18 protein-coding genes and 1 pseudogene are annotated in these 25,070 nt (G+C 40.2%); 10 read left to right on the forward strand and 9 right to left on the reverse strand.

The window, feature by feature from the left end; translation table 11 throughout:
• Position 1: 1 nt before the first annotated feature.
• Positions 2–4,777, reverse strand: coding sequence for an NAD-glutamate dehydrogenase (locus NHE_RS02165; RefSeq protein ID WP_038559513.1), 4,776 nt, complete (start codon positions 4,775–4,777; stop codon positions 2–4).
• Positions 4,778–5,065: 288 nt separating this feature from the next.
• Here NHE_RS02165 and NHE_RS02170 point away from each other — a divergent pair, with 288 nt between their 5' ends.
• Positions 5,066–5,341: a hypothetical protein gene (locus tag NHE_RS02170; RefSeq protein ID WP_038559516.1), complete on the forward strand. Its 276-nt coding sequence runs from the start codon at positions 5,066–5,068 to the stop codon at positions 5,339–5,341.
• Between the two features lie 158 nt (positions 5,342–5,499).
• On the opposite strand, the gene NHE_RS02175 is transcribed toward NHE_RS02170, so the two are convergent.
• Genes NHE_RS02175 through NHE_RS02190 form a run of 4 tightly spaced genes read right to left on the reverse strand, consistent with a single transcriptional unit; the run spans position 5,500 to position 9,166 of the window.
• Positions 5,500–6,435, reverse strand: a complete 936-nt coding sequence (locus tag NHE_RS02175) for a hypothetical protein (protein ID WP_038559519.1) — start codon at positions 6,433–6,435, stop codon at positions 5,500–5,502.
• Positions 6,428–7,738, reverse strand: a complete 1,311-nt coding sequence (gene gltX, locus NHE_RS02180; RefSeq protein ID WP_038559522.1) for a glutamate--tRNA ligase — start codon at positions 7,736–7,738, stop codon at positions 6,428–6,430. The genes NHE_RS02175 and gltX overlap by 8 nt, the downstream gene beginning before the upstream one ends.
• Positions 7,735–8,226 (reverse strand): Na+/H+ antiporter subunit E, encoded by a 492-nt coding sequence (locus tag NHE_RS02185; protein ID WP_332248299.1) that lies wholly within the window; start codon positions 8,224–8,226, stop codon positions 7,735–7,737. The genes gltX and NHE_RS02185 overlap by 4 nt, the downstream gene beginning before the upstream one ends.
• Positions 8,204–9,166, reverse strand: coding sequence for a ribonucleotide-diphosphate reductase subunit beta (locus tag NHE_RS02190; protein ID WP_038559525.1), 963 nt, complete (start codon positions 9,164–9,166; stop codon positions 8,204–8,206). Before NHE_RS02190 ends, NHE_RS02185 begins: the two co-directional genes overlap by 23 nt.
• Before the next feature lie 324 nt (positions 9,167–9,490).
• Here NHE_RS02190 and nusA point away from each other — a divergent pair, with 324 nt between their 5' ends.
• From nusA to NHE_RS02230, 8 genes and pseudogenes are all read left to right on the forward strand, one after another.
• Positions 9,491–11,107 (forward strand): transcription termination factor NusA, encoded by a 1,617-nt coding sequence (nusA, locus tag NHE_RS02200; protein ID WP_038559531.1) that lies wholly within the window; start codon positions 9,491–9,493, stop codon positions 11,105–11,107.
• A gap of 6 nt (positions 11,108–11,113) precedes the next feature.
• The gene (gene infB / locus NHE_RS02205; RefSeq protein WP_038559534.1) at positions 11,114–13,501 is read left to right on the forward strand and encodes a translation initiation factor IF-2; all 2,388 of its coding nucleotides are present in this window, start codon (positions 11,114–11,116) and stop codon (positions 13,499–13,501) included.
• Positions 13,502–13,512: 11 nt separating this feature from the next.
• Complete coding sequence (locus tag NHE_RS02210) at positions 13,513–13,788, forward strand: ribosome-binding factor A (RefSeq protein ID WP_038559537.1); 276 nt, start codon at positions 13,513–13,515, stop codon at positions 13,786–13,788.
• Positions 13,778–16,132, forward strand: coding sequence for a PD-(D/E)XK nuclease family protein (locus tag NHE_RS02215; protein ID WP_051579579.1), 2,355 nt, complete (start codon positions 13,778–13,780; stop codon positions 16,130–16,132). The genes NHE_RS02210 and NHE_RS02215 overlap by 11 nt, the downstream gene beginning before the upstream one ends.
• 82 nt (positions 16,133–16,214) lie before the next feature.
• Entirely contained in the window at positions 16,215–17,657 is a 1,443-nt protein-coding gene (guaB, locus tag NHE_RS02220) for an IMP dehydrogenase (RefSeq protein WP_038559541.1), read from the forward strand.
• A gap of 174 nt (positions 17,658–17,831) precedes the next feature.
• On the forward strand, positions 17,832–18,812 hold the full coding sequence (locus NHE_RS02225) for a hypothetical protein (RefSeq protein WP_156927345.1): 981 nt from the start codon (positions 17,832–17,834) through the stop codon (positions 18,810–18,812).
• 133 nt (positions 18,813–18,945) lie between these two features.
• Positions 18,946–19,140 (forward strand): annotated as a pseudogene (locus tag NHE_RS04285) (IMP dehydrogenase); the annotation flags it as partial.
• 174 nt (positions 19,141–19,314) lie between these two features.
• On the forward strand, positions 19,315–20,871 hold the full coding sequence (locus NHE_RS02230; protein ID WP_156927346.1) for a hypothetical protein: 1,557 nt from the start codon (positions 19,315–19,317) through the stop codon (positions 20,869–20,871).
• A gap of 10 nt (positions 20,872–20,881) precedes the next feature.
• Here NHE_RS02230 and NHE_RS02235 read toward each other — a convergent pair whose 3' ends face one another.
• Genes NHE_RS02235 through recA form a run of 4 tightly spaced genes read right to left on the reverse strand, consistent with a single transcriptional unit; the run spans position 20,882 to position 23,282 of the window.
• Complete coding sequence (locus NHE_RS02235; protein WP_038559549.1) at positions 20,882–21,337, reverse strand: MlaD family protein; 456 nt, start codon at positions 21,335–21,337, stop codon at positions 20,882–20,884.
• Positions 21,334–21,594 (reverse strand): NADH-ubiquinone oxidoreductase subunit NDUFA12 family protein, encoded by a 261-nt coding sequence (locus NHE_RS02240; RefSeq protein WP_038559552.1) that lies wholly within the window; start codon positions 21,592–21,594, stop codon positions 21,334–21,336. The genes NHE_RS02235 and NHE_RS02240 overlap by 4 nt, the downstream gene beginning before the upstream one ends.
• Before the next feature lie 13 nt (positions 21,595–21,607).
• Entirely contained in the window at positions 21,608–22,231 is a 624-nt protein-coding gene (locus NHE_RS02245) for a ribonuclease D (protein ID WP_038559555.1), read from the reverse strand.
• A gap of 46 nt (positions 22,232–22,277) precedes the next feature.
• Entirely contained in the window at positions 22,278–23,282 is a 1,005-nt protein-coding gene (gene recA, locus NHE_RS02250) for a recombinase RecA (RefSeq protein ID WP_198014734.1), read from the reverse strand.
• A 176-nt stretch (positions 23,283–23,458) separates the two neighbouring features.
• Between recA and NHE_RS02255 the strand changes: the two genes are divergently transcribed.
• On the forward strand, positions 23,459–25,060 hold the full coding sequence (locus tag NHE_RS02255) for a sensor histidine kinase (protein ID WP_051579581.1): 1,602 nt from the start codon (positions 23,459–23,461) through the stop codon (positions 25,058–25,060).
• The last annotated feature ends 10 nt before the right edge of the window (positions 25,061–25,070 follow it).

The raw sequence follows: 25,070 nt of genomic DNA on the forward strand, positions 1-25,070 counted from the left end.
ATTAATACTCCCTTGAAAGCATCGAGCGTAATCGCTTTACGAGCATCATAAACTTATTGATATCAAGCTCACCGGAAGACATAATATCATTATAAAAGGTCTTGTACCTTTCGAGCTTAGCGGAGTGTTTGCCTTCCCACTGCTTAATTGCAGTGAAGTAGTTTACATCCTTCCTTATATACTTCGCGATTTCACGGGTGAAAGCAAGTTGTTCATCACAGAGCTCATCTGATAGACAGTATGCAGAGATCCTCTGCCAGTACGAACTATTCTCAAATTTTTTGTAGACAATCTCACGAAGTGATGCGAGCGATAAAGCAGCACCTAGCTCGAAATAAATCCTACTCACAACCATATGATCTATTTCAAAACCTTCGGCCTCGCAGAGATTTTTGGAGGTCTGCGCAATGCCCAAAGCAGCTGAAACAAACTGCAGTCCTGCCAATTTATTACTCAATTCTGGTGATAGACCAAACTTCTCGAATGATTGAAGAGATTCTCTATATTCGCTTAATGAATTAGAATCGAGAACATCCACAAGTTTTGTACTGATTTCTCGAACTTTATCAGAGAATTCTTCCACGGCAGAAGTAAGGTTGATAGGTTGAGGATAATTTCTCAGTAACCAATATACTGACTGGTCCAAAAATTGTATGACAAGAACATTAATTCGATAGAAGAACTGAATATCAATCTGTCCGATAAGATGGTCCAATTCTTCAAAGAGAGCAGGTAAGTCATATATCTCCATGACTGTGACCACAACTCTGATCACTTCCTTAGATGAAAATCCTGTATTCTGTACGGCATTCTGGATGAAAGTACATCCAAATCTATTGACTATATTGTTCGCTAACTTAGTCGCAATAATTTCTCGTCTCAACGGATGATCCAGTATGTCTGACAGGAATCTTTCTCTCATCAGACTTGGAAAATAATTAATCAAATAGTGATAAAGAATTTCACTATCTGGCAGTTCGGAAGTGATGATTTTTTCATATATGTACATCTTGCTATAAGCAGCCAGGACAGCTATCTGAGGTCTTTCGAAACTTCTACCTTCCGCGAATAAACGCTTCACTTCCTCATTGGAAGGTAGGAATTCCACTTTTTTATCTAGGAGTCCGACCTTGACCAATTTACCAACCAAATTTTGATATTGTTCTAGCCTTCTAGGAGATCTCATTGTTTCCATCGCCATCATTAGCGACTGAATTTTATTGATGTGTAGGAGTATCAACTCAACAACCTCTGGCTCCATTGCTTTCAACAGTATATCCCTCTCTCGAAGCGTTATCTTTCCAGATTTTATTGCTTTAGAGAAGGCTATTTTAATATTTACCTCTATATCGGAGCAGGATACGCCAGCACAATTATCTATGAAATCTGTATTGACTATTCCTCCATTTCCAGAATATTCTATCCTGCCGAGTTGTGTACAGCCTAGGTTTCCCCCCTCTACAATGACCTTAGCCCTGACATTTTTTCCATCCACTCTGATAGAGTCATTGGCCTTATCACCGACGACTTCATTTGTTTCTTCTGACGATTTTACATATGTTCCAATACCACCGTTCCAAATAACATCTACATCAGACTGTAGGATATATTTTATCAACTCATTTGGGGTGAGTTTTTCCTCATATATATCGAAGACTTTTTTCATTTCGGAAGAAATCGGAATGAGTTTTTCATTGCGCAGAAAAACACCTCCGCCCTTCGAAATAAGAGAGTGATTATAATCCATCCAAGTAGAGGAGGGCAGATTGAACATCCGCTGTCTTTCTTGGAAAGAAATCTCAGGATCGGGATTTGGGTCGATAAAGATGTGCATGTGATTGAATGCAGCGACTAGCTTTATTTTATTCGATAGGAGCATCCCATTTCCGAATACATCACCGGACATATCCCCTATACCTATGATACTACTTCCTTTTCTCTCCAGGTCATTGAATCTTTCCCAGAACGCCATCTGCATTGAGATCCATGCACCACGGGCAGTGATTCCAAGTTTTTTATGATCGTATCCACTAGAACCTCCAGATGCAAATGCATCTCCGAGCCAGAAATTGTATTCAGCAGACACCTCATTTGCGTAGTTGGAGAACTTAGCTGTGCCCTTATCTGCAGCGACAACGAGATAACTATCATCCCGATCATAGGTCAGGATGTCTTTTGCTTTTTCGCACTTTCCGTTGACTATGTTATCTGTGAGATCAAGGATACCTCTAAGGAAATCTTTATAGTAGCGGATTGCTGTTTCAGTAAGAAGTTGTCTATCCTCGATCTGCTCCTTGAGAATAAAACCACCTTTTGAACCAACTGGTATTATAGCGGTATTTTTAGCCATTTGAGCTTTCATCAATCCCAGGATTTCTGTCCGGAAATCCTGCAGTCTATCTGACCATCTGATACCACCACGTGCTATCTTCCCCCCCCTGAGGTGTATTGCTTCGAATTTATTGTGATACACAAAAACCTCCACGAAAGGCTTTGGCAGTGGCATATCAGTGATATCCTTGGAGGAAATTTTCACTGAGATGTATTCCTTATTCATATAGTAGTTTGTTCTCAGGATTGAGAGACAAAGCTCAATGCACGTCCTGATGATGTTGTCATACATGACGTTTGTCACAGAGGATAAAATTTTCTTGGATTTACCTTTTAGTATTTCCACTTTTTCCTGTCTTGATTCCTCCTTGATGTCGGGGGAGAAACGTGCATGAAATAAACGAATAATCAACACAGCTGCATCAGGGTGATGTGAAAGTGCCGCCTGAATATAAGAGGGATTATATTTAAAAGAAATTTGTTTCAGGTAACTCCCGAACATACGCAGAAGAAGTATTTCGCGCCAATCCAAGCCAGCCAGCACGATCAATGCATTGTATTGATCATTTTCCAGCTCATTTTTTACTATTCTTGTTAGTGCACCTTCGAACTTTTCCCTTATCTTATCCACGGAAAATAACATCTCTGCAACTGACTGCAAGCAAAAGTGATGTATCATAACCGTAGGCGAACACTTGACCTTATAGCAATTGTGCTCCATTACCTTCATCGACATATTTTCTATGACAGGGATTAGATGATGGAGTTCCAGTGTACCCTCTACAAAGTAGATCTTGAGATGATATTTTGAAGATTCTTCGTATAGCTTCACACTCAAAGGATTTTCAGTTGTGACTTTTAGGATCTTCCGTATATCCCTGTACCCAGATAACGCATCAAAAGATTCTTTATAACTTTCAGGAAATTTTCCTACATACTCCAAGTACCCATTTTTGTTATCCTTCGCTTTAGATTCCTTACAAATCACATCAGTAAGCTCTTCATCCCAATCTCTAGCCATCGAGATAAGTATTTTCTCAATCTCTTCATCAGAAGAGGAAGCTTCAAAGGAGTCCACTTTTAGTACTAATTGCAACCTCACTAATCCAGATTCACCGATAATTAGATATTCGTCTGAGACTGTTCCATTCAATATCTGTGCAATGAACTTCCTCATTTTATAGCGCAACTTCATGCTGAACTGTTCGTTAGGAACGAAAACAACGCAGTATATGAACATCCCTACTTTGTCCCTTCTGATGAATAACCTGAGGGTAGGCTTTATAGCCAGAGAAATCATTCCTGTGCAGGTTTCGTATAGTTCTTCGCTTGAAGTATGGAATAATTCCCCCCTTGGTAGTCCCTGGATTATAGCAAGCAAGGCCTTATGATTATGACCACCCTTAACGAAGCTTGCCATTTTTTCGACATTTTCTATTTTCTTCCTCAGGATAGGTATGAGACGCACATCCTGATAATATACCGTGGATGTAAAGAGTCCCAAGAATCTTTTCTCACCGATCACTTCTCCTTTGTCTGAGAGACACTTGATTCTTATACAATCAACGTTGACTCGTCTATGTACTCTGGATACGTATCCGGATCTACCCACGTATAACAGTGCCGTGTACTCCTTAAATTGATTGCTATTCCCAAGATTCCTTTCCAATCTGCATATACCAAGTAGAGAAGATGATTTTTTCTCGAGTTTTTCTTTATCTAAGGAGTATTCCTCATATCCAAGGAAAATGAAATTATGTTCATTCAACCATTCTAGGAAAGCTATTATTTCACTTGCTGATAAGCAGTTGTGATTCTTTTGCTCAAGCAGACAGGTTTGGTTGGATAGATCACAGGACTTTATTTTACTAATCTCTGATTCGAGTACAGTCACCATTTTCTTCCAATCGGAGACTACTGCAACAACGAGATTACTGACTTCCTCAAGCTTACTCCTAAGTATAGAGATTCTATTCTGATCTGTCTCGTCAATGAGGAAGTAGAGCAGGGATTCATTTTTACCTTCACCAGGATCTCTCCTGCTGTGTATCTTAATTAGGTTACCATTTTCATCCCTCTCAATCGGTAGGACGACATTCAATCTTTTATATATAGTGAAACCATTTGCCTTAATCTCCTCTGTGAAAGAATCAACTAAGAATGGCATATCTGGATTCAAAATTTGTACTACTACGTATTTCCCCTTTGACCCTTTATATTCCTTCTTTGAATTAAAGATTTTTATCTTCCTTCGACCCTCTATTCGGTTTTCAAGTAGTTCATAGACTTCCTTTGCAATCTTGAAGAAGTAATCCGGATCAGAATAGTCTTCCTCTCGAAGTGTTATATAAAACTGATTCACTAACGAGATAAAGCTTTCGGAAGGTACATCTCCAGACTTTGAGAGAACAGCAGCAATAAATTGTGAGTACTTCTTTCTATGCATTTACTTTCCCTGATAAGAGTGCAAAAACGGACTCGTAGATTGTATCACAACTTTTGTTGATTTTTAGTTTTGTATTTGTATCTTCGACGTATTTTTATAACTGGATTACAAAAAGATGCTGTAAAATCCACGACTCATCTGGACCAGATTAAATATCTCTGATTCTCTTTCAACTAGACTGAGAGATTACTGTAGTGAGTGAATTCGTATAACACGAGTCTATTTTTCTCATATGAATCCACTTATAATGCATTCCTGTGGAATGGGTGTTAATAATCCATAAGGAACATGAAGGATCTGAGCATACTTAAGAGTAAGAAGCTAGCAAGAATATCTCTCGCAGAAGCTGAAATAGAAGAATTTTCTCTTAAGATCAACTCTCTCTTTTCCTGGGAAAAGGGGATAACAAAGCTGGCGGCAGAAGAAATAAAAAGCCCCGACGCTGATATTCATAAGGAGAAGTTATTCACGTTTAGTTTCGAAGAAGAGTCTAAGTTTGATGAAATAACTTCGTACACCGACACTGAGCTCGGATACTTTATTGTACCGAAAGTGCTTGAATAGCTGCGTTATTTCAATGGTTGCGTGCGTCATTTCCGAGTATGAATCTAGCTCTCTTTGTTTATGGGGCTACTTCTGTACGTGTCTTAAGCTCTGATGACTACTCCTACGAAGGTATCCGCTGGTTGATATATGCAGAATCAACTTAGTGGAGTCAGTCTTCACCTGAATATAAACATAGTTTCCTTCATGTAGGGAATCGCTTCTACGTTCATGGAGAGCCCATCTATTTCTAATTTGATGACTTTTGGAGTGATTAAATCTTTAAGCTCGGATTTCTGCGCCATTAGCGCTTCCTCGACCCCCTTACACCTAAAAAAAGCCCTGGAGCAAGCAATTCTCTCGAGATTATGATTGAAAATTACAATTTTTTCCGATGTATTGCTAAGAAAAATCTCCATTCTTTGCTTGCATAGCCTTAATAGTTTACTGTTTTCTGCAAGGTTTGCATTATCTTGTCCGAACACTATGGTTATATTATCTCTGACCTTTGCCTCTACCAAAAGCGACTTCGCATCTGTATCAATACTGAAGGTGCAACTTTTGTTCGGTATACCAAAGGAATCCTTCCAGTACAAATATTCCTGATTATAAATCTTATTCTGACCATCGCTGCAGTAGAATAAAAAAGGCGACTGATCCAGTACTTCTTGGAAAAATCTTATCTTGGATCGAATCTTCTGATTCTCTTCTTTTAGAGCCAATATATCGCGCACGTTCTCAGAAAAATCAAAGAGAAGAATTGCACTCTGATTCGCATCTATCCTCCATAGATACACAATAAACTTAACTCCATTATCCTTCCCATGTAATAGGAACTTTCTATATTCGACCTTATCATCTAAGGCTTTCTGTACGTCTCTACCATCCACGAAGTTCTGTAGAAATCCAGCAAGCGAGTGATATTGACGACCCTGCAATTCAAGTTTAAAGACCTCTATATCAGAAGAAAAATCACGTATATAAAAACCGTCACGATGCTTAAGGATCCATTCAGGGAAAAGAATGCGACTCTCTTTATTTAGTTTGAGTCTCCTATTTTGAAGAACCAATAAAACAAGAAAAAATAAAAGGAAAAAGATTGCGAAATCAAACATCGTCTATTTGAGTTTTTAGTCTTAACAATATTCTTTCCCTGCCTATGAATGGTAGAATACCTCCTATTTCCGGACCGCTTTCTTTACCAGTTAAAGCAATCCTCAGATTAATATTGATCTCCTTTTTTGTATACTTGTGCCGTTCAAATAACAGAGCAAGCCATTGCTTATAGGTTTCTGGAGAAATTTCCCCTTCAGGCAATAGCATTATTGCATCTCGTATGATGTCAGTACTGTAAGGCTTCTTCTCGAAAATCAAGTTTGGGTCTGTACATATATTCCACCAAGTACTGACTTCACTCAAAAAAAAGAGATTCTTCTTTATTACCTCCCAGAACTCTCTTGTAATGGCCTTTTCCAGGCGCGATACAATACCTTCGTAAGCGATACTGTGTAGAAACTTTGCGTTTAGGTTATAAATTTCTTCCAACGAAACAATCACGGACGAGGAGGAGGAATAATGGTTAAGATTAAATTCCTTATATTCTTTGAAGTTTTTAAAATCAGCTGATGATCTACCGCCTAAATTGAGAAGATATGCGCAGATAACTTCTGGTTCTATATGGGCATTTCTTAGGCTTTCTATTTCATACCCACCAACCCTCTTTGAAATTTTCCCAGATTGCATTTTTAGAAGCGGCATATGAGCAAAATCGGGAATTCTATTACAGCCAAGTGCTTTGAGCATCTGGATTTGCACCGCAGTATTGGAGATGTGATCCTCTCCACGAATGATTGTATCAATACCATAGTCGATATCATCTATCACGGATGGGAACATATAGGTATAAATACCGTTTTCCCTTCGAATGATTGGATCACTCGTACTTCTCAAATCTATTGCGATCTTTCCGCGGAGTTTATCATCCCAGGATATAATGTCAGAGGAATCCAATTCGAAACGATAATAAGGAGATCTCTCAGAATTTTTGATTTCCTTTCTCCTTCTATATACGGGAGGTAGTCCGCGAGATAAAAGGGATCTACGTTCCATCTCCAGTTCTTCAGGAGTCTCATAGCAAGCGTATACCCTACCAGTTTGTATGAGTTGCTCCATAGCTTCGTCATACAGGCTAAAACGCTCGGACTGTCTAAAGCACAAATCTGATTCTATACCTAACCATTTCAGGTCGATGAAGATCTTCTCAATATACTCTTCTCTTACCCGTGTTTTATCGGTATCATCGATTCTCAATATAAATTTTCCCCCAGAAGACCGAGCGCAAAGAAACGAGATAATTGCTGTTCTCATATTTCCTAGATGCAGTAGACCTGTGGGACTAGGAGCGAAGCGTGTAATCATTGGTAGATATAACCAGAGATATGATTCTTAATATCGGGTATGCCAGCTTTGAAGCTATTATCAAAGCAGTGGAAGTAAATACGATTCTCACTGATAGACACTGTGACTGTACCTGGAGTCAAGGTGACAGAACACGCAAACAAGGTATTCGAGACATCATCTGCGAACAAATCAGAGAAAGAAACAAAAGTCTCATTATCGTTCAGTATGGGAAGCTTCCTCGAGTACACCAATCTCAGTAGCGAGGCGGAAGATAAAATGATCTGTAAGACGAGCCAGGATAAATACTTAAGAAAGTGCAGCGAAAAAATGGCTGAAAAATCAAAATGCGAAAAATAACGGAAGTAGATCGCATAGGATAAGACAGCAGAGCTCAGACCAAGACTTACGAAAAATATCGAATTCCGCCCAGATAAAAGAATCCAAAAAACAAATAGAAGTAATGTAGGTATGAGAAAGTGTCCCCTATGCATCATCGAAGACTCCATCCCAAGTTCCCTTTGTTGCAGCTCTAGAGTACTCGGTTGCCTTATTTTCAAAGAAGTTAGTATGTTCGACTGTATTTAGCATAGCTTCTAGCCAGAGTAGAGGATTCAATTTTTCCTTATAGATCTCTTCAAAGCCGAGCTGCTTCAGTCTCAGATTTGCTATATATCTGATGTACTCCTTCACTTCTGAAGCTTTCAATCCCTCTACATCACCCATCTCGAACGCGAGATCTATGAAAGCATCCTCATGCAAAACCATAGCGTCACATATTTCGTGAATTTCCTTTTCCAGGTCGGCTTTATTGATTCCGTTCTCGATGAGAAAAGTACGAAAAAGCTTGATAATTGAATTCGAATGAAGTGTTTCATCGCGGACAGAATAAGCAATAATCTGACCCATCCCCTTCATCTTATTGAAGCGCGGGAAATTCAAAAGAATCGCAAATGATGCAAATAACTGTAGACCTTCAGTGAAAGCGCCGTATACAGCTAGGGTCTTTGCTATCTCGATTGGGCTAGTCATTTTGAACGCTCTTAAATACTCGCATTTTTCTTTCATCTCCTGGTACTTGGTGAAAGCTAGATATTCTATATCCGGCATACCAACCGTGTCGAGCAAATGAGCATAGGCGGCGATGTGTATAGTCTCCATATTCGCAAAGGCCGTGAGCATCATGCACACCTCAGGAGGCTTAAAAATACCAGCATAGTGATTCATGTAGCAGTTATGCACCTCGACGTCAGCCTGAGTGAAGAATCGGAAAATCTGTGTCAGTAGATTTTTTTCAGCTTTGCTTATCTTGTTATGCCAGTCCTGAACATCATCTGCCATGGGGACCTCCTCCGGAAGCCAGTGGACCCTCTGTTGTATTTCCCAAGCCTCATAGGCCCAGTCGTACTGGAAGGGTTTATATGAAAGTCTCGGCTCCAGCAGGGACATAGAACACCTCGAATAAAGATAAAAGTAAGGCCCTAGTATTCTCGCAAATTATAGCGAAAATTCAAGAATGAAGTTTGTTCACAGGATTCCGTAGTCGTGCATGATGCCGTTTTGACTGGACAGCAAATGATACTATAAGCGAAAAATCAGATTGCTAGTTAAAAAACTTCCACCTGAGATGATTGATACGGACTTAAGTAGCGTTCATCTTGCCTTTCCAGGGATTTAGGCGTAATATTCCTGTCTGGGGCTTCTAAGAGGAATTTCATCATCAAAAGCCTTTCGTTTAGTTGATTAACCTGAATATACCGTTCTGATTTGGCTATGTCTTTCTCCAAAAGTGGGCTTAATAATCTCCAGATCGTGGAATCCATTAATTCCGTTGCAGAAAAGGAGGGATTGAATCCTGAAAATCTTTTTCAGGCTATTGGTGCTGAGCTCGCATATGAAATAGGAAAAAGACAATACGGTGATCCGAGGATTTCGGTCGAAATAGATAGGAAAAGTGGTGAAATCACGATCTCTAAGCGTCTGCTTGTTGTTGAAGACTCAGAAAAGGATAAAATGATGGCGCAGCTTCCCCAGGAAACACAAGGCGGTGTTGTAGAGGAAAAGGCATTACCAATAATCCATGAGACCCAAGAATATGACGATATAATTGCCTTGTCCACCGCAAAACTGAAGTACCCTGCTTCCGAGCCAAAACCTGGAGATGTAGTTGTTGAGCGTCTACCATCCTTTTCCTCGGGTTACCTGATCGCGAAGGTTATGAAACCCAAGATAGAACGTCTAATAAATTCCCTGGTTCGGGAGAAACAGTACAACTGTTATAAGGATCGTGTTGGTGAACTCATCGTCGGTGTCGTAAAGAAATCGATAGATTTTAAGGCTGGAAGCAGGAGTATGATAATCGATGTCGGAGGTGCTGAGGGTATACTTCCATTTTCCTCGCTAATAAAAGGCGAAAGTTTCAGGGCAGGCGATAGGGTCAGATGCGTAATACAGAAAGTCGAGTATTCACTCATAAGGCCACAAATTCTTCTCTCAAGATCCAGTGGTAACTTTGTTGCTGAACTGTTCGCTCAACAGGTCCCTGAGGTGTATGACCGCGTGGTCGAAGTAAAAAAAGTTGCCAGAGATCCTGGTTCCAGAGCTAAGGTTGCTGTCTTCTCTTCAGATAGAAATGTTGATCCAGTAGGCGCTTGCATAGGTATGGGAGGTAGCAGAATCAACGCAGTAGCCAATGAACTCAATGGAGAAAAAATAGATGTTGTTGAGTATTCAAGTGATACTACAGTCTTTTTGGTGAATGCACTCAAGCCAATCAAGCCTGTGAAGATAATGATTGACGAGGAAGCAAAAAGAATCGAATTGGTTGTCGGTGATGATAATCTAAGCATGGTGATAGGACGTAGCGGGCAGAATATCCATTTATTATCGTCTCTAGTCGGGTATAGAATTGAAGTGCTCAGTGATGCTGAAGTATCGAAGAAGAAAATGGAGGAATTCATTTCCGGTACTGAGCGTTTCGTCGAAGCGCTAAATGTTGAAGAGGTCATCGCGCAACTCTTGGTGACAGAGGGTTTCTCTACAGTAAAGGAAATCGCAGAATGTGAAGTCTCGAGATTAGCGTTCATCGAGGGATTCGATACAGACATCGCGGAAGAAATCAAGAATAGGGCCGTGGAATATGTGAATGATCAGCCAAAAAGGGTGAAAGCTTTGCTGGAAAAGTATGACGCGAATATGGACATGCTGTCTCTTTCGCATCTGGAACATGAAATGTTGGAAGTCTTGCTTTCCAGTAAGTTGACAAGTTTGGAAAAAGTTGCTGAGTTGTCTTGTGATGAGCTGAGAGAAATAATAGGAGAAAACCACTTTGATACTAACACAGTAGAACAACTGATTATCAAAGCAAGAGAGGCTCTAGGTTGGCTGTAAGAACGTATGGATAATAAGAAAAAGCTTAGTTTAAAGCTAAAAGACGGAAAGGAAGAATTATCAAAAAAGGCTTTAGATGAATTTATAAGCAGATCTTCCGGTAATATCGGTCACGTTAGCTCATTCAAAGGCAGCGATAAGAAGAATACAGATCGTTTGACAAAGCAAGAAGAGCGCAATAGATTGGATGCGCTGTATAACTATAAAAAGCTAAACGCAGTCGCAGCTTCTACACACACGAAGCAGCCTGAACCAAGTGACAAAGTACCGGAATCAGGAAAGGAGTCCGAAAGTCAGCATTCGCCGGATAAAAAAGAACTTTCTACTAGGACAACATCTACTTGGATCATAGATCCGGAGACGCCAAGATCTCGCCCTAGGTCTTCTTTTAATACTTCTTCATCGACTGAGCCTGTTACAGTATCAGCTGCTGAGCCTTCTGCGGAGACATCTGGGGACTCCGCAGACAGAAAAAGTGAGAAAAGTAAATACTCCGAAAAAAGCAATACTGATGTAAAGCGACCTCAACGGAACAAAAGAGATTCAGTGTCTGTTGATACTAAGTCAGCGCACTTGAGTTATGACGAGTACACTAAGGAAGATCCGTTGAAATCTTCCAATTTTAGAAAGAATTATAAGAAATCCTCTTCCAATAATCGAAAAAAAACAATTGTTAATCTTAAGAAGGGTCAACTTATCACTATAGAAAAACGTCTCATAACCCCTAGGGAGCTATCAATGTTGCTTTCCGAGCCTATGTCTAAGGTTATGACGTTACTCAAAAAGATGGGTGAGACTTTCGGAGAGGATGATTTCTTGAAGAAAGATATAGTGGAAATCCTAGCACTTGAACTTGGTCATGAAATAAAATATAAGCTCTCTGCTGCCGAGTTGCTCACTAAGGAAAGGGAAAATGTAGATAACAGTTCCATGAAAAATAGAGCTCCAGTGGTGACGGTCATGGGTCACATCGACCATGGAAAAACAACTCTCCTAGATACATTGAGGCATACCCATGTCACAGCCAGCGAGAGCGGTGGAATAACGCAACATATCGGTGCTTACCAAGTACAGACAAAAGATGGTAGGAGTATAACTTTCATAGACACACCCGGACACGCAGCGTTCACATCAATGAGGATGCGAGGCGCTGAGGTCACAGATATAGTCGTGCTGTTAGTAGCCGCCGATGATGGCGTCAATGAACAAACGATCGAAGCCATAAAACATGCAAAAGCCGCTAAAGTACCAATAATCGTTGCGATAAATAAGATCGATAAAGAGGGTGCCAATCCCTTGAAGGTTATGACTGATCTTCTTCAACACGGAGTAGTGGTCGAGGAAATGCAAGGTGACGTCATGAGTGTAAACATTTCTGCTAAAAATGGGACAAATATAGATAAATTAGAAGAATTGATATTACTTCAAGCAGACTTTCTTGAATTAAAGTACAATCCTTCGAAACAAGCAGAGGGCGTTGTGATTGAGTCTAAACTGGACAAAAGATGCGGGGCTTTTGCAACGATAATAGTGAAGGAAGGAGAACTAAAAACTGGAGAGCTAATAGTCGCTTCCGGATCCTATGGGAAGGTCAAAAGTATGACCGACTCGTCCAATAAAAAAGTCAAAAAAGCCCCAGCCGGAGTTCCTGTCGAGGTCCTCGGTTTAAATAAAGCACCAGAACCTGGAACGTACTTCTTCGTGGTAAAAAACGAGAAGGATGCTAAAGCAATGCTTGATAGTCAAGAAAGAGATAAAGTCGATAATACTAGATCACTTCGTGACTCATTCGAAAACGAGAAAAAGAAACTCAACTTCATCATTAAAGCTGACGTCAATGGATCGGTGGAAGCCATAACCGAGTCAATAAAGGGATTAAGCCACCCAGACATTGAAATAAGCATCATACATACAAGCGTCGGAGATATAAACGATTCCGATCTGCTCCTAGCAGAAGTATCCGATTCATATATAATTGGCTTCCGAGTAAAAGCTGAAAGAACGGTCAAGGAGCATAGTGCAATCCTTTTCCACTCAATAATATATGATGTGATAAAGCACGTCCAAGACCTGATGACTGAGCTTGTCTCACCAAAAACACGTGAGGTAGTTTTGGGTTCGGCGCTTGTTAAGGAGGTGTTTACCCTCTCAGATAAGTCTAGCGTCGCTGGATGCCAGGTTAAGTCTGGGGTGATCAAGAAATCCGCCAGAATAAGAATAGTAAGGGATGGTCAAATACTTAAGGACCTTTCAATCAAATCCCTAAAGCGTTTCAAAGATGAGGTCAAGGAAGTAAAACCCGGGTATGAGTGCGGTATACTACTGAATGGTTATAGCGACTTTAAGGTCGGCGATATATTGGAATCATTCGAGTCAGTGTCAAATGAAAAATAGGCAGTATCTTTATGAATCCTATAAGAAAATTGCGTATAGAGTCGGTCCTGTTGAAAAGTATAACGGAGATCATCAATAGAACTTTTGGTATGATCGCTACAGTGGCCAATGTCACCGTCGCTGATGATTCTAAGTCTGCCGTTGTTTCACTGTACCTTCTTGATGCCTCGCTCAATGCTCGTGATGTAGAGGCAGCAATCCGAGTGAGAATAGGCAAGTCTCTTACTCTCAGGAATACACCAAAGCTCAGCTTCGTTACTACGAGAAAGTCACTAGATGCTTTATAACATAGATATCAGGGATAATATTTACGATTCGATACTTTGTTATTTGTATAATCAGAACTCTTCAGATTCTCGTGATTATTCACATTGCCTTATCCTAACTCCCAATTACTCCTTCTCATACTCGCTAAAGAAGAAGTTCAGAGATGGAATGGTGTTACCCATGATCGCTGACTGTCAAAAAATAATTGAGAGATTTGCATTAGAGCAACAAAACTTCGAATATATTAATTTCAGAACTAAAGCAATAATAGCGATATATAAGTTCCTAAGAAACATAGGGCACCACTGTTCGATCAGTGAAGCAGCCTTACTTCTCACAAAACTAGAGGATGAAGAGAATTACACTGATATTCATCTTTTAGGGGTGGTCAGGGAGCAACTGAAATACTTAACAGAATATAAAGAATTCCAAAAATTGGCGCTATCAGATATTTTGAATAGGCATGAACAAGTAATCATAGCTGGAATCTACGTCACTGATGCAACATCTGAACACATATATAGAAAAAGCATCGAGCATAATTACCCAATATTCATCCAAGGCTTGGTAACGGATGAAAATTATCATCCAGATCCAAATCATTTTCTCTATAAAACTTGGAAATTCTATACAGAAGAACCCATCACGATAATAGATCAGAATAAGGATTTAGACGATAATTTCTTCCCACGAAACTCATCTAGCACTTCATTTGACACGCGGTATGAAATCAAAATCTACCAAACCGCAAATGACTATCATCAATTAAAAGAAGCAGAAAAACATTTGCTAAATTTGTTCCCAGATGTTGCGCTGGTCACAAAAAATCAGATGCTACTCAGGAAAATTCAATTAAACCTCAATCATAAGGGCATTTCGTTGTTTTTTAGAGAGAAGTACAAAGTGCATCCAGATGGAATTTTCTTACTGAAGCTTATAGATCTAGCCCTCTTAGGGAGCACAGACGAAAATATAATAGCGCTGCTAAAACATCGCTACATCTACAAATATAACTCCTCCATAGTAGATGAGATCGAGAAATCCCTACTGAGAACAATAAAGATCGATGCCAGAACATTAGAGAAACCTGCTTCTACCTATTTAGAGAGTATCAAAAAAGCTGCAGAACAACTCAGTGATGCAGAAAACTTAGCAAAGTATCATCTTGAGTGGGCAAATTCGCTGACTGACAACCTTGATCTAGATAGTAAAAAGATATTGAGGTTGATAGAAAATCACTTACCAGAGTTGCGAGATATAAACGATTATAAAGAGGTCCTTACATTTTTTCTGGAGAATCATTATTTTTATCCGTGCGAGAAAAATGAAAACTCCATCGAAGTCTTCTCACCAAGAGAGGCTTCGTTTTTGAATCATAAAAACGTGTTGTTGTTGGACTGCACAGAACAGGATTTTCCTGTATCTGACTCTCAGGTGATGCTGAACTTGTTCCAAATAATCAGCACAAAGAAAACCGTAGCTATCTCAAGTAAACAAAGAAATCTATCCAGGCTATTGCTGAAAATCCAGTATTCCAACCAGGCTGTAGGAGAATTATCTATTCCGCTCGAGAACACTGAATCCCTTCTGATAGAAAAAGTCGAAACTAGAAAAAATGAGCTCTACATACCAGCAGAAATGCTACCAAAAAAACTTAGTCCGACGATGATTGAGCTACTGATTAGTAGCCCATACAAATTCTATATGCGCTACATCTTGGGAATCAAAGAAGTAAATCCTATAGGAATAAAGCCTGGATACAAGGAATTGGGCTGTGTCTTGCATAATGTATTTCGAAGAGCAGCTAACGAAAAATTCTCCAAAGAGGAGTACAAACAAATATTACTGGACGAACTTCAAAAATACGCAACCCAATACCCATATGTGAAAAATTTATGGCTCCCACGAGGATTGAAAATACTGGAGCAGTTCAGCCTCTTTCATAATGATAGACTAAACAGAATATCAACTCTAGAAAATGAAAAAGAAGTGTCAATATCGTTTGAAGAGTTCAAAGGGGTAGAAATTCGTTGTAGATTCGATAGAATCGAGTTTCTCGACGATGGAACAGTAAGTATTGTGGAATTTAAAACCGGGATAGTGCCAACATTAAAACAAATAAAGGAATTCATAAAACCACAGCTTCTGATACAGGGATTGGTACTACAAAGAAGTCAGCATATGGAAATTAGCGAACTGCTATACTGCAAACCATCCGTTGATAAGATCGTGCTTAGACAAATTGCTGCTCCTATGCAGGAAATAGAATCCTGTCAGTATAAATTGAAGGAATTATTAAGGCACTATCTCTCAGGAAACTTTAACTTTTGTGAAGAGAATACGATATACTTCGCTGTGCACTAAATCATTTAAGAATGAGTGCTATTCTATGGAATGAAGCAGCTTTCTACTTTTATTTTCGCTGTAAAAATGATATAAGTTCGTAATGAAACAGGGATACACGTTCGACGATATATTACTTGTCCCGGGGTACTCAGAAGTATTACCGGCGGATGTTAACGTGGGGACTTACATCACCAGAGATATAAAATTGAATATCCCGCTGGTTTCATCCGCGATGGATATGGTGACTGGGTCTGCGCTCGCGATAGAATTAGCAAAACACGGCGGTATAGGAGTCATCCACCGAAATATGAGTCCGAAGAAGCAGGCTCTTGAGATTCGGAAGGTGAAAAAGTATGAAAGCTGGATAGTTTCTAATCCTATTACAATTTCACCCGATGATACCATACAGAGAATACTAGAGCTCAAAAAACTCCACGGATACTCAGGGTTACCAGTAGTGGACGAGGGTAATAGGCTCATAGGTATACTGACTAATAGAGATATAAGGTTCATTGAGGAGACTTCGATTAAGGTCTCTGATTTAATGACAACTAAAAATCTGATAACTGTCAGGGAAGGAGTCTCATACTCTGAAGCGCAGTTGTTGCTACATAAGAACAGGATCGAAAGATTAATTGTGGTAGATGATGAGTTCAAATGCGTTGGCTTGATAACTGTCAAGGACATCACTAATTTTGCCGCTCATCCTAACGCATCCAAAGATTCCAAAAGCAGACTGAGAGTAGGCGCAGCAATAGGAGCCACTCAGGACTTCCTGGAAAGGGCAGAGGTTTTAGTGAAGGAAGATGTCGATGTCCTTGTTATAGATACGGCACACGCCCACACTCGAATAGTAGGGGATGCAATTAGACAAATAAAAAATAATTTTATAGATATACCACTCATAGCTGGGAACATAGCAACTGCGGAGGCCGCAGAATATCTTATCAAGGCAGGAGTCGATGGAATTAAAGTCGGTATTGGACCCGGCTCAATATGTACAACACGTGTCGTCACTGGCGTTGGAGTCCCACAGTTTACTGCAATCCTCGATGTCGCAAATGCCTGTAAAAACACGGAAATAAAAGTTATTGCAGATGGTGGAATTCGTTATTCTGGTGATATAGCAAAAGCTATAGCAGCCGGTGCTGATTGCGTCATGATTGGCTCTCTCTTTGCAGGAACCGAGGAGTCACCTGGAGAAGTAGTCTTGTACCAGGGAAGATCTTATAAAAGTTACAGGGGTATGGGATCCGTTGGCGCTATGAGCATAGGTTCAGCTGATAGATATTTTCAAAATTCTTCAATGAAGCTTGTCCCAGAAGGTGTAGAAGGTCTAGTACCTTTCAAAGGTGCACTGGGTGATGTAGTGTATCAACTCATTGGAGGGGTGAAATCATCAATGGGATATACTGGTAACAAGAGCATCGAAGAAATGAAAAATAACTGTAATTTCATCAATATTACAGCCGCCTCGAACAATGAGGGTCATCCACATGATATCGTGATAACACACGAATCCCCAAATTATTCCAAGACCTGAAATATAACAGAATCTAGACTTACCTCTGAAGCCTCCCTATCTGCTGTGGAAATTTTATATCGCTACTTATGCTACTATAAATATTAGACAATATTAAACTACCCATATACTTGTAGTTGTAGTCTATACTAAATTATTCTATACTTATATTGATAATATATCAAATGATTTACCATGAATACTACAAATATGACTGAATCTGTACCAAATGGTATTGATCTCAGTGATTGGGATATAACTTCTATTGAGGAAGTGAATCCTATTGAGGAAGCGAATCCTATTGAGGGATTAGTGAATCACGTTCCAGATGAACAAGTTGTAGAATTGTTAGCCGATGCCATACAAACTGAGCACGTAGAAACTGGATTTACTTTACCAATGGAAAGTCATCCTTCGACACATAGTAGAGCATCCACATATTTAGCTTCGGCTATTAGCACAATAAGTAGTATTGGATCCGGTCTGGTAGATAGAGTAAGCGATGCTATGCCCGGAATACAGAAAGGCGCTAAATCTACTGTAGTCTGGACTGCTGACGCAGCAGGGCGTGTTGGAGCCGTTATGCTAGACAGAGTAGGAAAGGCTATGCCCGGAATACAGAAAGGCGCTAAATCTACTGTAGTTTGGGCTGCGGATACAGTAAGTAGCGTTGGATCCGCTCTAGTAGACAGCGCTGAAGAGATTATTCCAGGAACCAGATCTAATTTGGATTTAGCTATGGACACAGCAGGTCGTTTTGCATCCGCGACGCAAAGCAAAATGGTAGATGTTATGTCAGAAATTAAGTCTACTTTAAATAGAGTAAGTAATGCCGCATCTGCTTTGCTAGACAAAGCGGAAGATGTTGCGCCAAAAGTATCTAAGCCACAGCATGCTACTAAAGAATCTCAAACTCCTTCAGGTCTTATGTACAGCGCAGGTAATGTTGGTCGTAAAGCTAGGATTGTAAAGAGGCAGGGAAATTTGATTATGATGGAATTGATGGATACAGATTCTGTACCTTCTACGAACAGAGCAAATCACGTTGGGCACACTGTACCAAACATAGCAAAAAATTCTCCAACATATAGGGCGGTTCATAATGAAGTTCGTAGCCGATTGCAGCAAATCAATGGAGTGTCAGCTCTGGGGCAAAATATGGCGCTATCGAACTAGTAGAGAAGCGTTTCATTCTTGCAGAATTAGCGATTCTGCAAGAAGCTGGTAGTCCAGAAAGTGCCAGTTGTGTATTTACCCTAGAAGATCAATTTAGAAGACCAATTCTTTTGAAGCTTCTCGAAGAAAGTTCAAAGGTGCACTGGGTGATGTAGTGTATCAACTCATTGGAGGGGTGAAATCATCAATGGGATATACTGGTAACAAGAGCATCGAAGAAATGAAAAATAACTGTAATTTCATCAATATTACAGCCGCCTCGAACAATGAGGGTCATCCACATGATATCGTGATAACACACGAATCCCCAAATTATTCCAAGACCTGAAATATAACAGAATCTAGACTTACCTCTGAAGCCTCCCTATCTGCTGTGGAAATTTTATATCGCTACTTATGCTACTATAAATATTAGACAATATTAAAATATTTATATACTCATGATTGCGATTTATATTAAGCTATTCTATACTTATTATAATATTATGAATGATGACCTATTGTGGCTAATACAGAGAGACCTGTTCAATTAGATAATACAGATAGCTATGTGGGTGCTCATCGCATTCCAAATAATGTGCAGTATCCAGCTCCCTATGTATATCAAGAGCAACACCCTAGATCGTTTGTAGGAACTATAACAGGAGGTATTAAATCCGGTTCGGCTTGGATTGCAAACACCATATCTACTCTTCCAACTACTCTTCTGGGTGCAGCGCAAAATACTGGATCTGTTTTAATAAATGCAGTAGGCGCTCTTAAATCCGGCTTAACTTCGGTTGCAAGCGCAGTATCTACCATTCCAAGTACAGTACAAAATGCTGAATCTAACTTAGTAAATACAGTAGTGGGTATTGGACATACAGTGGAAAGTTCGGGTGTCAGGATCATTAGAGATGCACTCTCCACACAATTAAATGAGGCATCTACTCTCTTCAATACTGGGGAACGGGTACTCGAAAGTGTAGGAAAAGCTGCTGAAGGTGTAGAAAAAGCTGCTAACGATATCACCGAAGCAGCGGATTTAATGCAGGAATTAGTCACTGGGGTCAATCGATGGGTACGCGCAATAGCTGATACATTCGTTTCACTTCGGACAGCGCTCCGTCTTCATGAATCTGAAAAGATAGTAGCGGCGCTAGAGTTGATTGTGCAACACGCTACCAAATTGGAGCACTCTTGTCAGGTTTCTTGTTTGATTGAGTCTACTTACTCAGATACAGAAGCTACTACGAGGCTTGAGCTTATATGCGTGATGATTGCTCGTGCTAGTACGCGCCTAGATGAGGCTCGGTCTCCAGGAGTAGACTTCTCTAGTGATCGTTGGAAGCCCGATGTGCTACTCAAGGAGTTTCGCTTTCGCGACATAACCGAAAGTCTTCGTTGTTGCGGTAATGCAAAGAAGGTTATTCAGAGTATGAGCAGTCTTCTTCCTGAATTCAGAAAGGCATGTTCTAGTGCGGCTAGTTCGGCTAATAATATTTCAGGAATTTCGGACAACGTAAAGTTCTGGATATTGCTTGCCGCACTACATACTGCACCGATTGTAGTTTTTGTATCTCGCAGCGCAATTACCTCTCCTAGTTATTCGGCTTCAATGGCCTTTATCATTTTCCAAGCGATCGCGGCAACCACAATGCTCCTTGTTGCAGCCAAAAGCGCCTCTGAGGTGATCAAATATCGTAAAGAGAAAAATACTGGAAATGTTACAGCATCTTTAAATAAGACAAGCCTTGAACTTTTAGTTGCTGGCTCTCTTTCGCTGCCATTTACAATTGCGCTGTTGGGGTTTTATATAATCGGAATTAAGGTAGATGCTACATTGCAATCGTCACTCATGAAAGGGATATCCGTGTGTTTTGTGTGCTCTATTGTGACTGGAATTGCTTTGCCAATACTTTACAAATTATATGCTGATGGGTATTTCAGGGGATCATACGTACCTGAATCCAAAAACTCAGCGGCTGCAACAAAGCCTGAACAAGTGGAAGGGTGTTGGCACACCTCAATCAACGATAGCTCCTTTGTGCCAGGCTTAGTTGCCGGCGCAAGTATCTAGACAATCTAACTTATGCGTTTATCCTCGAAGAGATGAATTCTCTGACTAGCTTTTCCAGATCTAGGACAGAGCGGGTGGCACAAAAAGTGTCACCCGGAGACAATTTTTCATCTTCCCCGCCGACATCGATATCTATGAACCTCGCTCCAACAAGGAGGTTCTTTGTAGATATTGTAGCAACACTATCTACGGGCAACTGAACACTTTTATCTATACACATTTTTACAAGAACTCTTGAAGAATCATCCAAACCTATCTTAGTGACTGATCCGATTTTGACTCCGGACAACAAAATATCACTTCCCAGAGTAAGACCTGAGACGTCATTGAAGCTAGCAGATAGTTCATAGCAAGAGCTTCTCTTTAAAAAATCGAAACTACTACTCAAGAAGAGAAATATAAACACTGTCACTAAGAGCACAAGAGCTCCCAAAAAACTCCCAGAACCCGCAATCACAGATTTCATTCTGGCCTCCAAGGAATATAGGTGTCCATAGGTTTTTTCACCAAGACCTCCTCAATATCTTCAGACGAACCAATAGGTAAATCCTGACTCACTGTAGGGAGGAGATCCGATGCATTATGCAACCACAGATACCACTTTGTAGAAATCGTTGTTGGATCACAATCTTTCGAAGCATAAACCACGAACCTTTTAGTTCCCTTTTTGTAATAGCGGTTACCAGAAGCATCCTTACCAACGAAGGTATCACGATAAAACATTGAAAAATTTCTGTTATTGTATTTTATGACTGAAAATATCTTGTGCCTCCCATCCTAGGAGGTCCAGCTCCGCCCTGTAAGGTAAGAACTGAAAACATGCTTCTGCGAGTTTGAATCTATTTTCTCTTTTAAGCATTCCGTCTAACGCTTCCTTGATGGCGTGTAGATACAGTACATCCGAAGCGGCATAACTCATCTGCTCACGACTCAAAGAAGAAGCACCCCAATCGGAGCTCTGTTTTCCTTTATTAAGTTTCACACCCAGCAACTCAGAACAGAGCTCCTTTAAACTATGGTGATCCGTATAAGTGCGAGCCAACCTGGAAGCAATTTTCGTGCAGTAGCAATTTATTGTAAGCGCTCCGATATAGTGACGTAGGATGGCTATATCAAACCTACCAAAATGAAAAATTTTCGTTACACAGGAATCCAAAAGCAAATCTTTAAGACGCGGCGCCGAATAATCCTTTCCATTGAACTTCACTAGATGCGCTGCTCCATCACCAACTGAAAGCTGAACAAGACAAAGTCTATCACGCCTGTTTATGAGTCCCATAGACTCAGTATCAATCGCAACTGAGGCAGAGATTGGAAAATCTTCAGGTATATCATTTTCATAGATGTAATACTTGTTCACGGCTAATAATAAAAAAAAGAATAGATAATAATGTATCTCGGTTATCTCAGACAGGCACAACCAAAAGAGAGCCTCTTATTTTATCTTCAATCTCTTGGGATAGCACCGGGTTATCTCTCAGATATTGTTTGACATTTTCTTTCCCTTGTCCGAGCTTTATATCCCCGTAGGAATAGTACGAACCAGCCTTTTCTATGATTTTGTTTTTGGCGCCAAGTTCGACCATCTCACCAAGTTTTGAAATGCCCTCATTGTAGATGATATCGAAGTCAACCTGTTTAAAAGGAGGAGCAACCTTATTCTTAACAACCTTAACTCTTGTCTGACTACCAATGACATCCTCTTTTTCCTTAATCGAGCCTACCCTGCGTATATCAAGGCGGACAGAAGAATAGAATTTCAGCGCATTACCGCCAGTAGTTGTTTCTGGGCTACCAAACATGACTCCGATCTTCATGCGGATCTGGTTAATGAAGATCACAACACAATTACTTTTGGAAACAGAAGCTGTGATTTTCCTAAGAGCTTGACTCAATAGTCTTGCTTGTAGACCCACATGCAGATCTCCCATTTCTCCTTCCAACTCAGCTTTGGGAGTAAGAGCTGCTACAGAGTCAATGACTATCACATCTACAGCGCCTGACTTTATCAAACTATCGACTATCTCTAGAGCTTGCTCACCGGTATCAGGCTGTGAGATCAATAATTGATCAATCTCCACGCCCAATCTTCTCGCATAGATCGGATCTAGTGCATGCTCGGCATCAATGAACGCACAAGTACCGCCATTTTTCTGAGATTCTGCTATCACATGAAGTGTCAGAGTCGTCTTTCCAGAGCTTTCTGGACCAAAAATTTCTATTATTCGACCTTTTGGTATTCCACCACCCAGCGCGTGATCCAAACCTATGGAACCTGTAGAAATGCACTCTACCATAGCCGGCTCCTGATTAAAGGTCATGATAGATCCCTTTCCGAATGCCTTCTCAATCTGAGCTATGACGTTCCTGAGGGCACTTTCTCTTTCCATAGAATTCTTGTGTTCACCCATAATGCAGACATTGTATGACACAATTCAGGAGCGTACAATGGCCACCCATTTTCATCACTTTTTCAAAAGAAAATCCAGTATTTAAAAAATATTCCCTTGCATAATTTAGAAAACTCTCTATATTTCCTATTATATTTAGGTGTTGCTAGTGGAAAAAAACTATATAGTGTATACCGATGACCTTTAAGAAGCGTGATATGGATCTCAAAAGATGTATAAGGTACATCAAGTTTCTTCTTTTCTTTCTTGCTTTTGTCTCGATATTTTCATCCTTGGCATACAACAATGGCAACTTAAGAAATTATAATAAGATCAGGGAAATTGAATCCTCCAGTGCGTTTAAAGTCGCGCAGAACACAATAGAAAATTTCTATTCGGGTGTGCAAAACGAAATCTCACTTGTGAACTTCATAGCGGGACACGGAGCACCAACCGATACGAACATCCAATACTTGGATACCATTCTACAATACGGTGGCTTCATGTTTCTGAGTGATACCGGCAAAGTCACCGAATACGAAACAGGCCCGCAGCTGGTAGAAACAGTCAAAGACGACAAGCTTGGAGTAATAAAAAATGTCACTCTCAATAATGCGCTTGTGCATCACTGTGTCAGGCACCAGGACAACCACAATAATTACGATGTCGGACGTGGGCGTATACTTTATCATTTACCTCTTAGCTCCCTTTCACGCAAACTCGCGGATGCTTTATCAAAAATCGGTGAACAAGATAACTTCTCGATTGTAGACAAGAACTACAATGAGATATATCAGTCTAGCAAGGCAGCTGGGAAAGCAAATTTGAAGAAGTGTGGTAGCATCTACTCTTCCTTCGATAGTGGTTTTCACTTTTGCCAGGAGGATTTGAGCTCCATCCCATATAAGGAAAGCATTATTGGAGTCTTTAGTTTTTTATTGCCACTTTCCGTTGCCCTTGTGATACTCTCTTTTTTAAATAGGGTGGAGTTAGCGTTAATGAATAGCAAAGCTGTCGAAACATCGAATGGAAATATTAATCCTCTACTTGCTGATAGGACTCCGAGTAGCTGCAGTAACTTCATCTCCTGCATCACGCATGAGTTGCGCACGCCGCTCAATGTGATAATCGCATTTTCCGAGATGATCAAAGATGAATGCCTTGGAAGCATCAACAATAAACGATATGTATGCTACGGCAAGGAGATTTTTGATTTTGGAACAAACTTGCTGAAAACTGTCGATAATATAATCGATGTCACCAAATCGAACAGTATGCTTTTAACTCCAAATAGGGATTCCTCTAGCATTCAAAAGATCCTGGGTGAAGTTGTGAGAAGTTGCAGAAGTATCATTTTGGAAAAAGAGATAGAGCTATCCAAAGATATCGATCCACTACTCCCTGAAATCTTCATAGATCATAATCAAGTGAAAAAAGCGATCACAAATATCCTTAGTAACGCAGTTAAATTCAGTCCAAACGGAGCTACTGTATCAATAGAAGCGTCCCATGACCCGATCGATGATAGTATCCACATCGTGATAGAGGACTCTGGAATAGGAATGACTATAGTGGAAGGAATGCCAACTCCGGAAAAATCATTAACACAGAAAGCCGATGGCCTTGGCATTGGATTACTTCTGTCAAGAAACATAATACGACTAAATAATGGTAATCTAGAGATATATTCTCAGGTAGGAAAGGGAACTAGAAGTGTCATTACTTTTTATAGGCAGAAGAATGCGGGACTCGAAAACACTTCTCAGGAATCACAGAATGAAACTTCTCGCGTGAATTAGTGTCCTACAA

This window comes from Neorickettsia helminthoeca str. Oregon (assembly GCF_000632985.1).
GTDB lineage: Bacteria > Pseudomonadota > Alphaproteobacteria > Rickettsiales > Anaplasmataceae > Neorickettsia > Neorickettsia helminthoeca.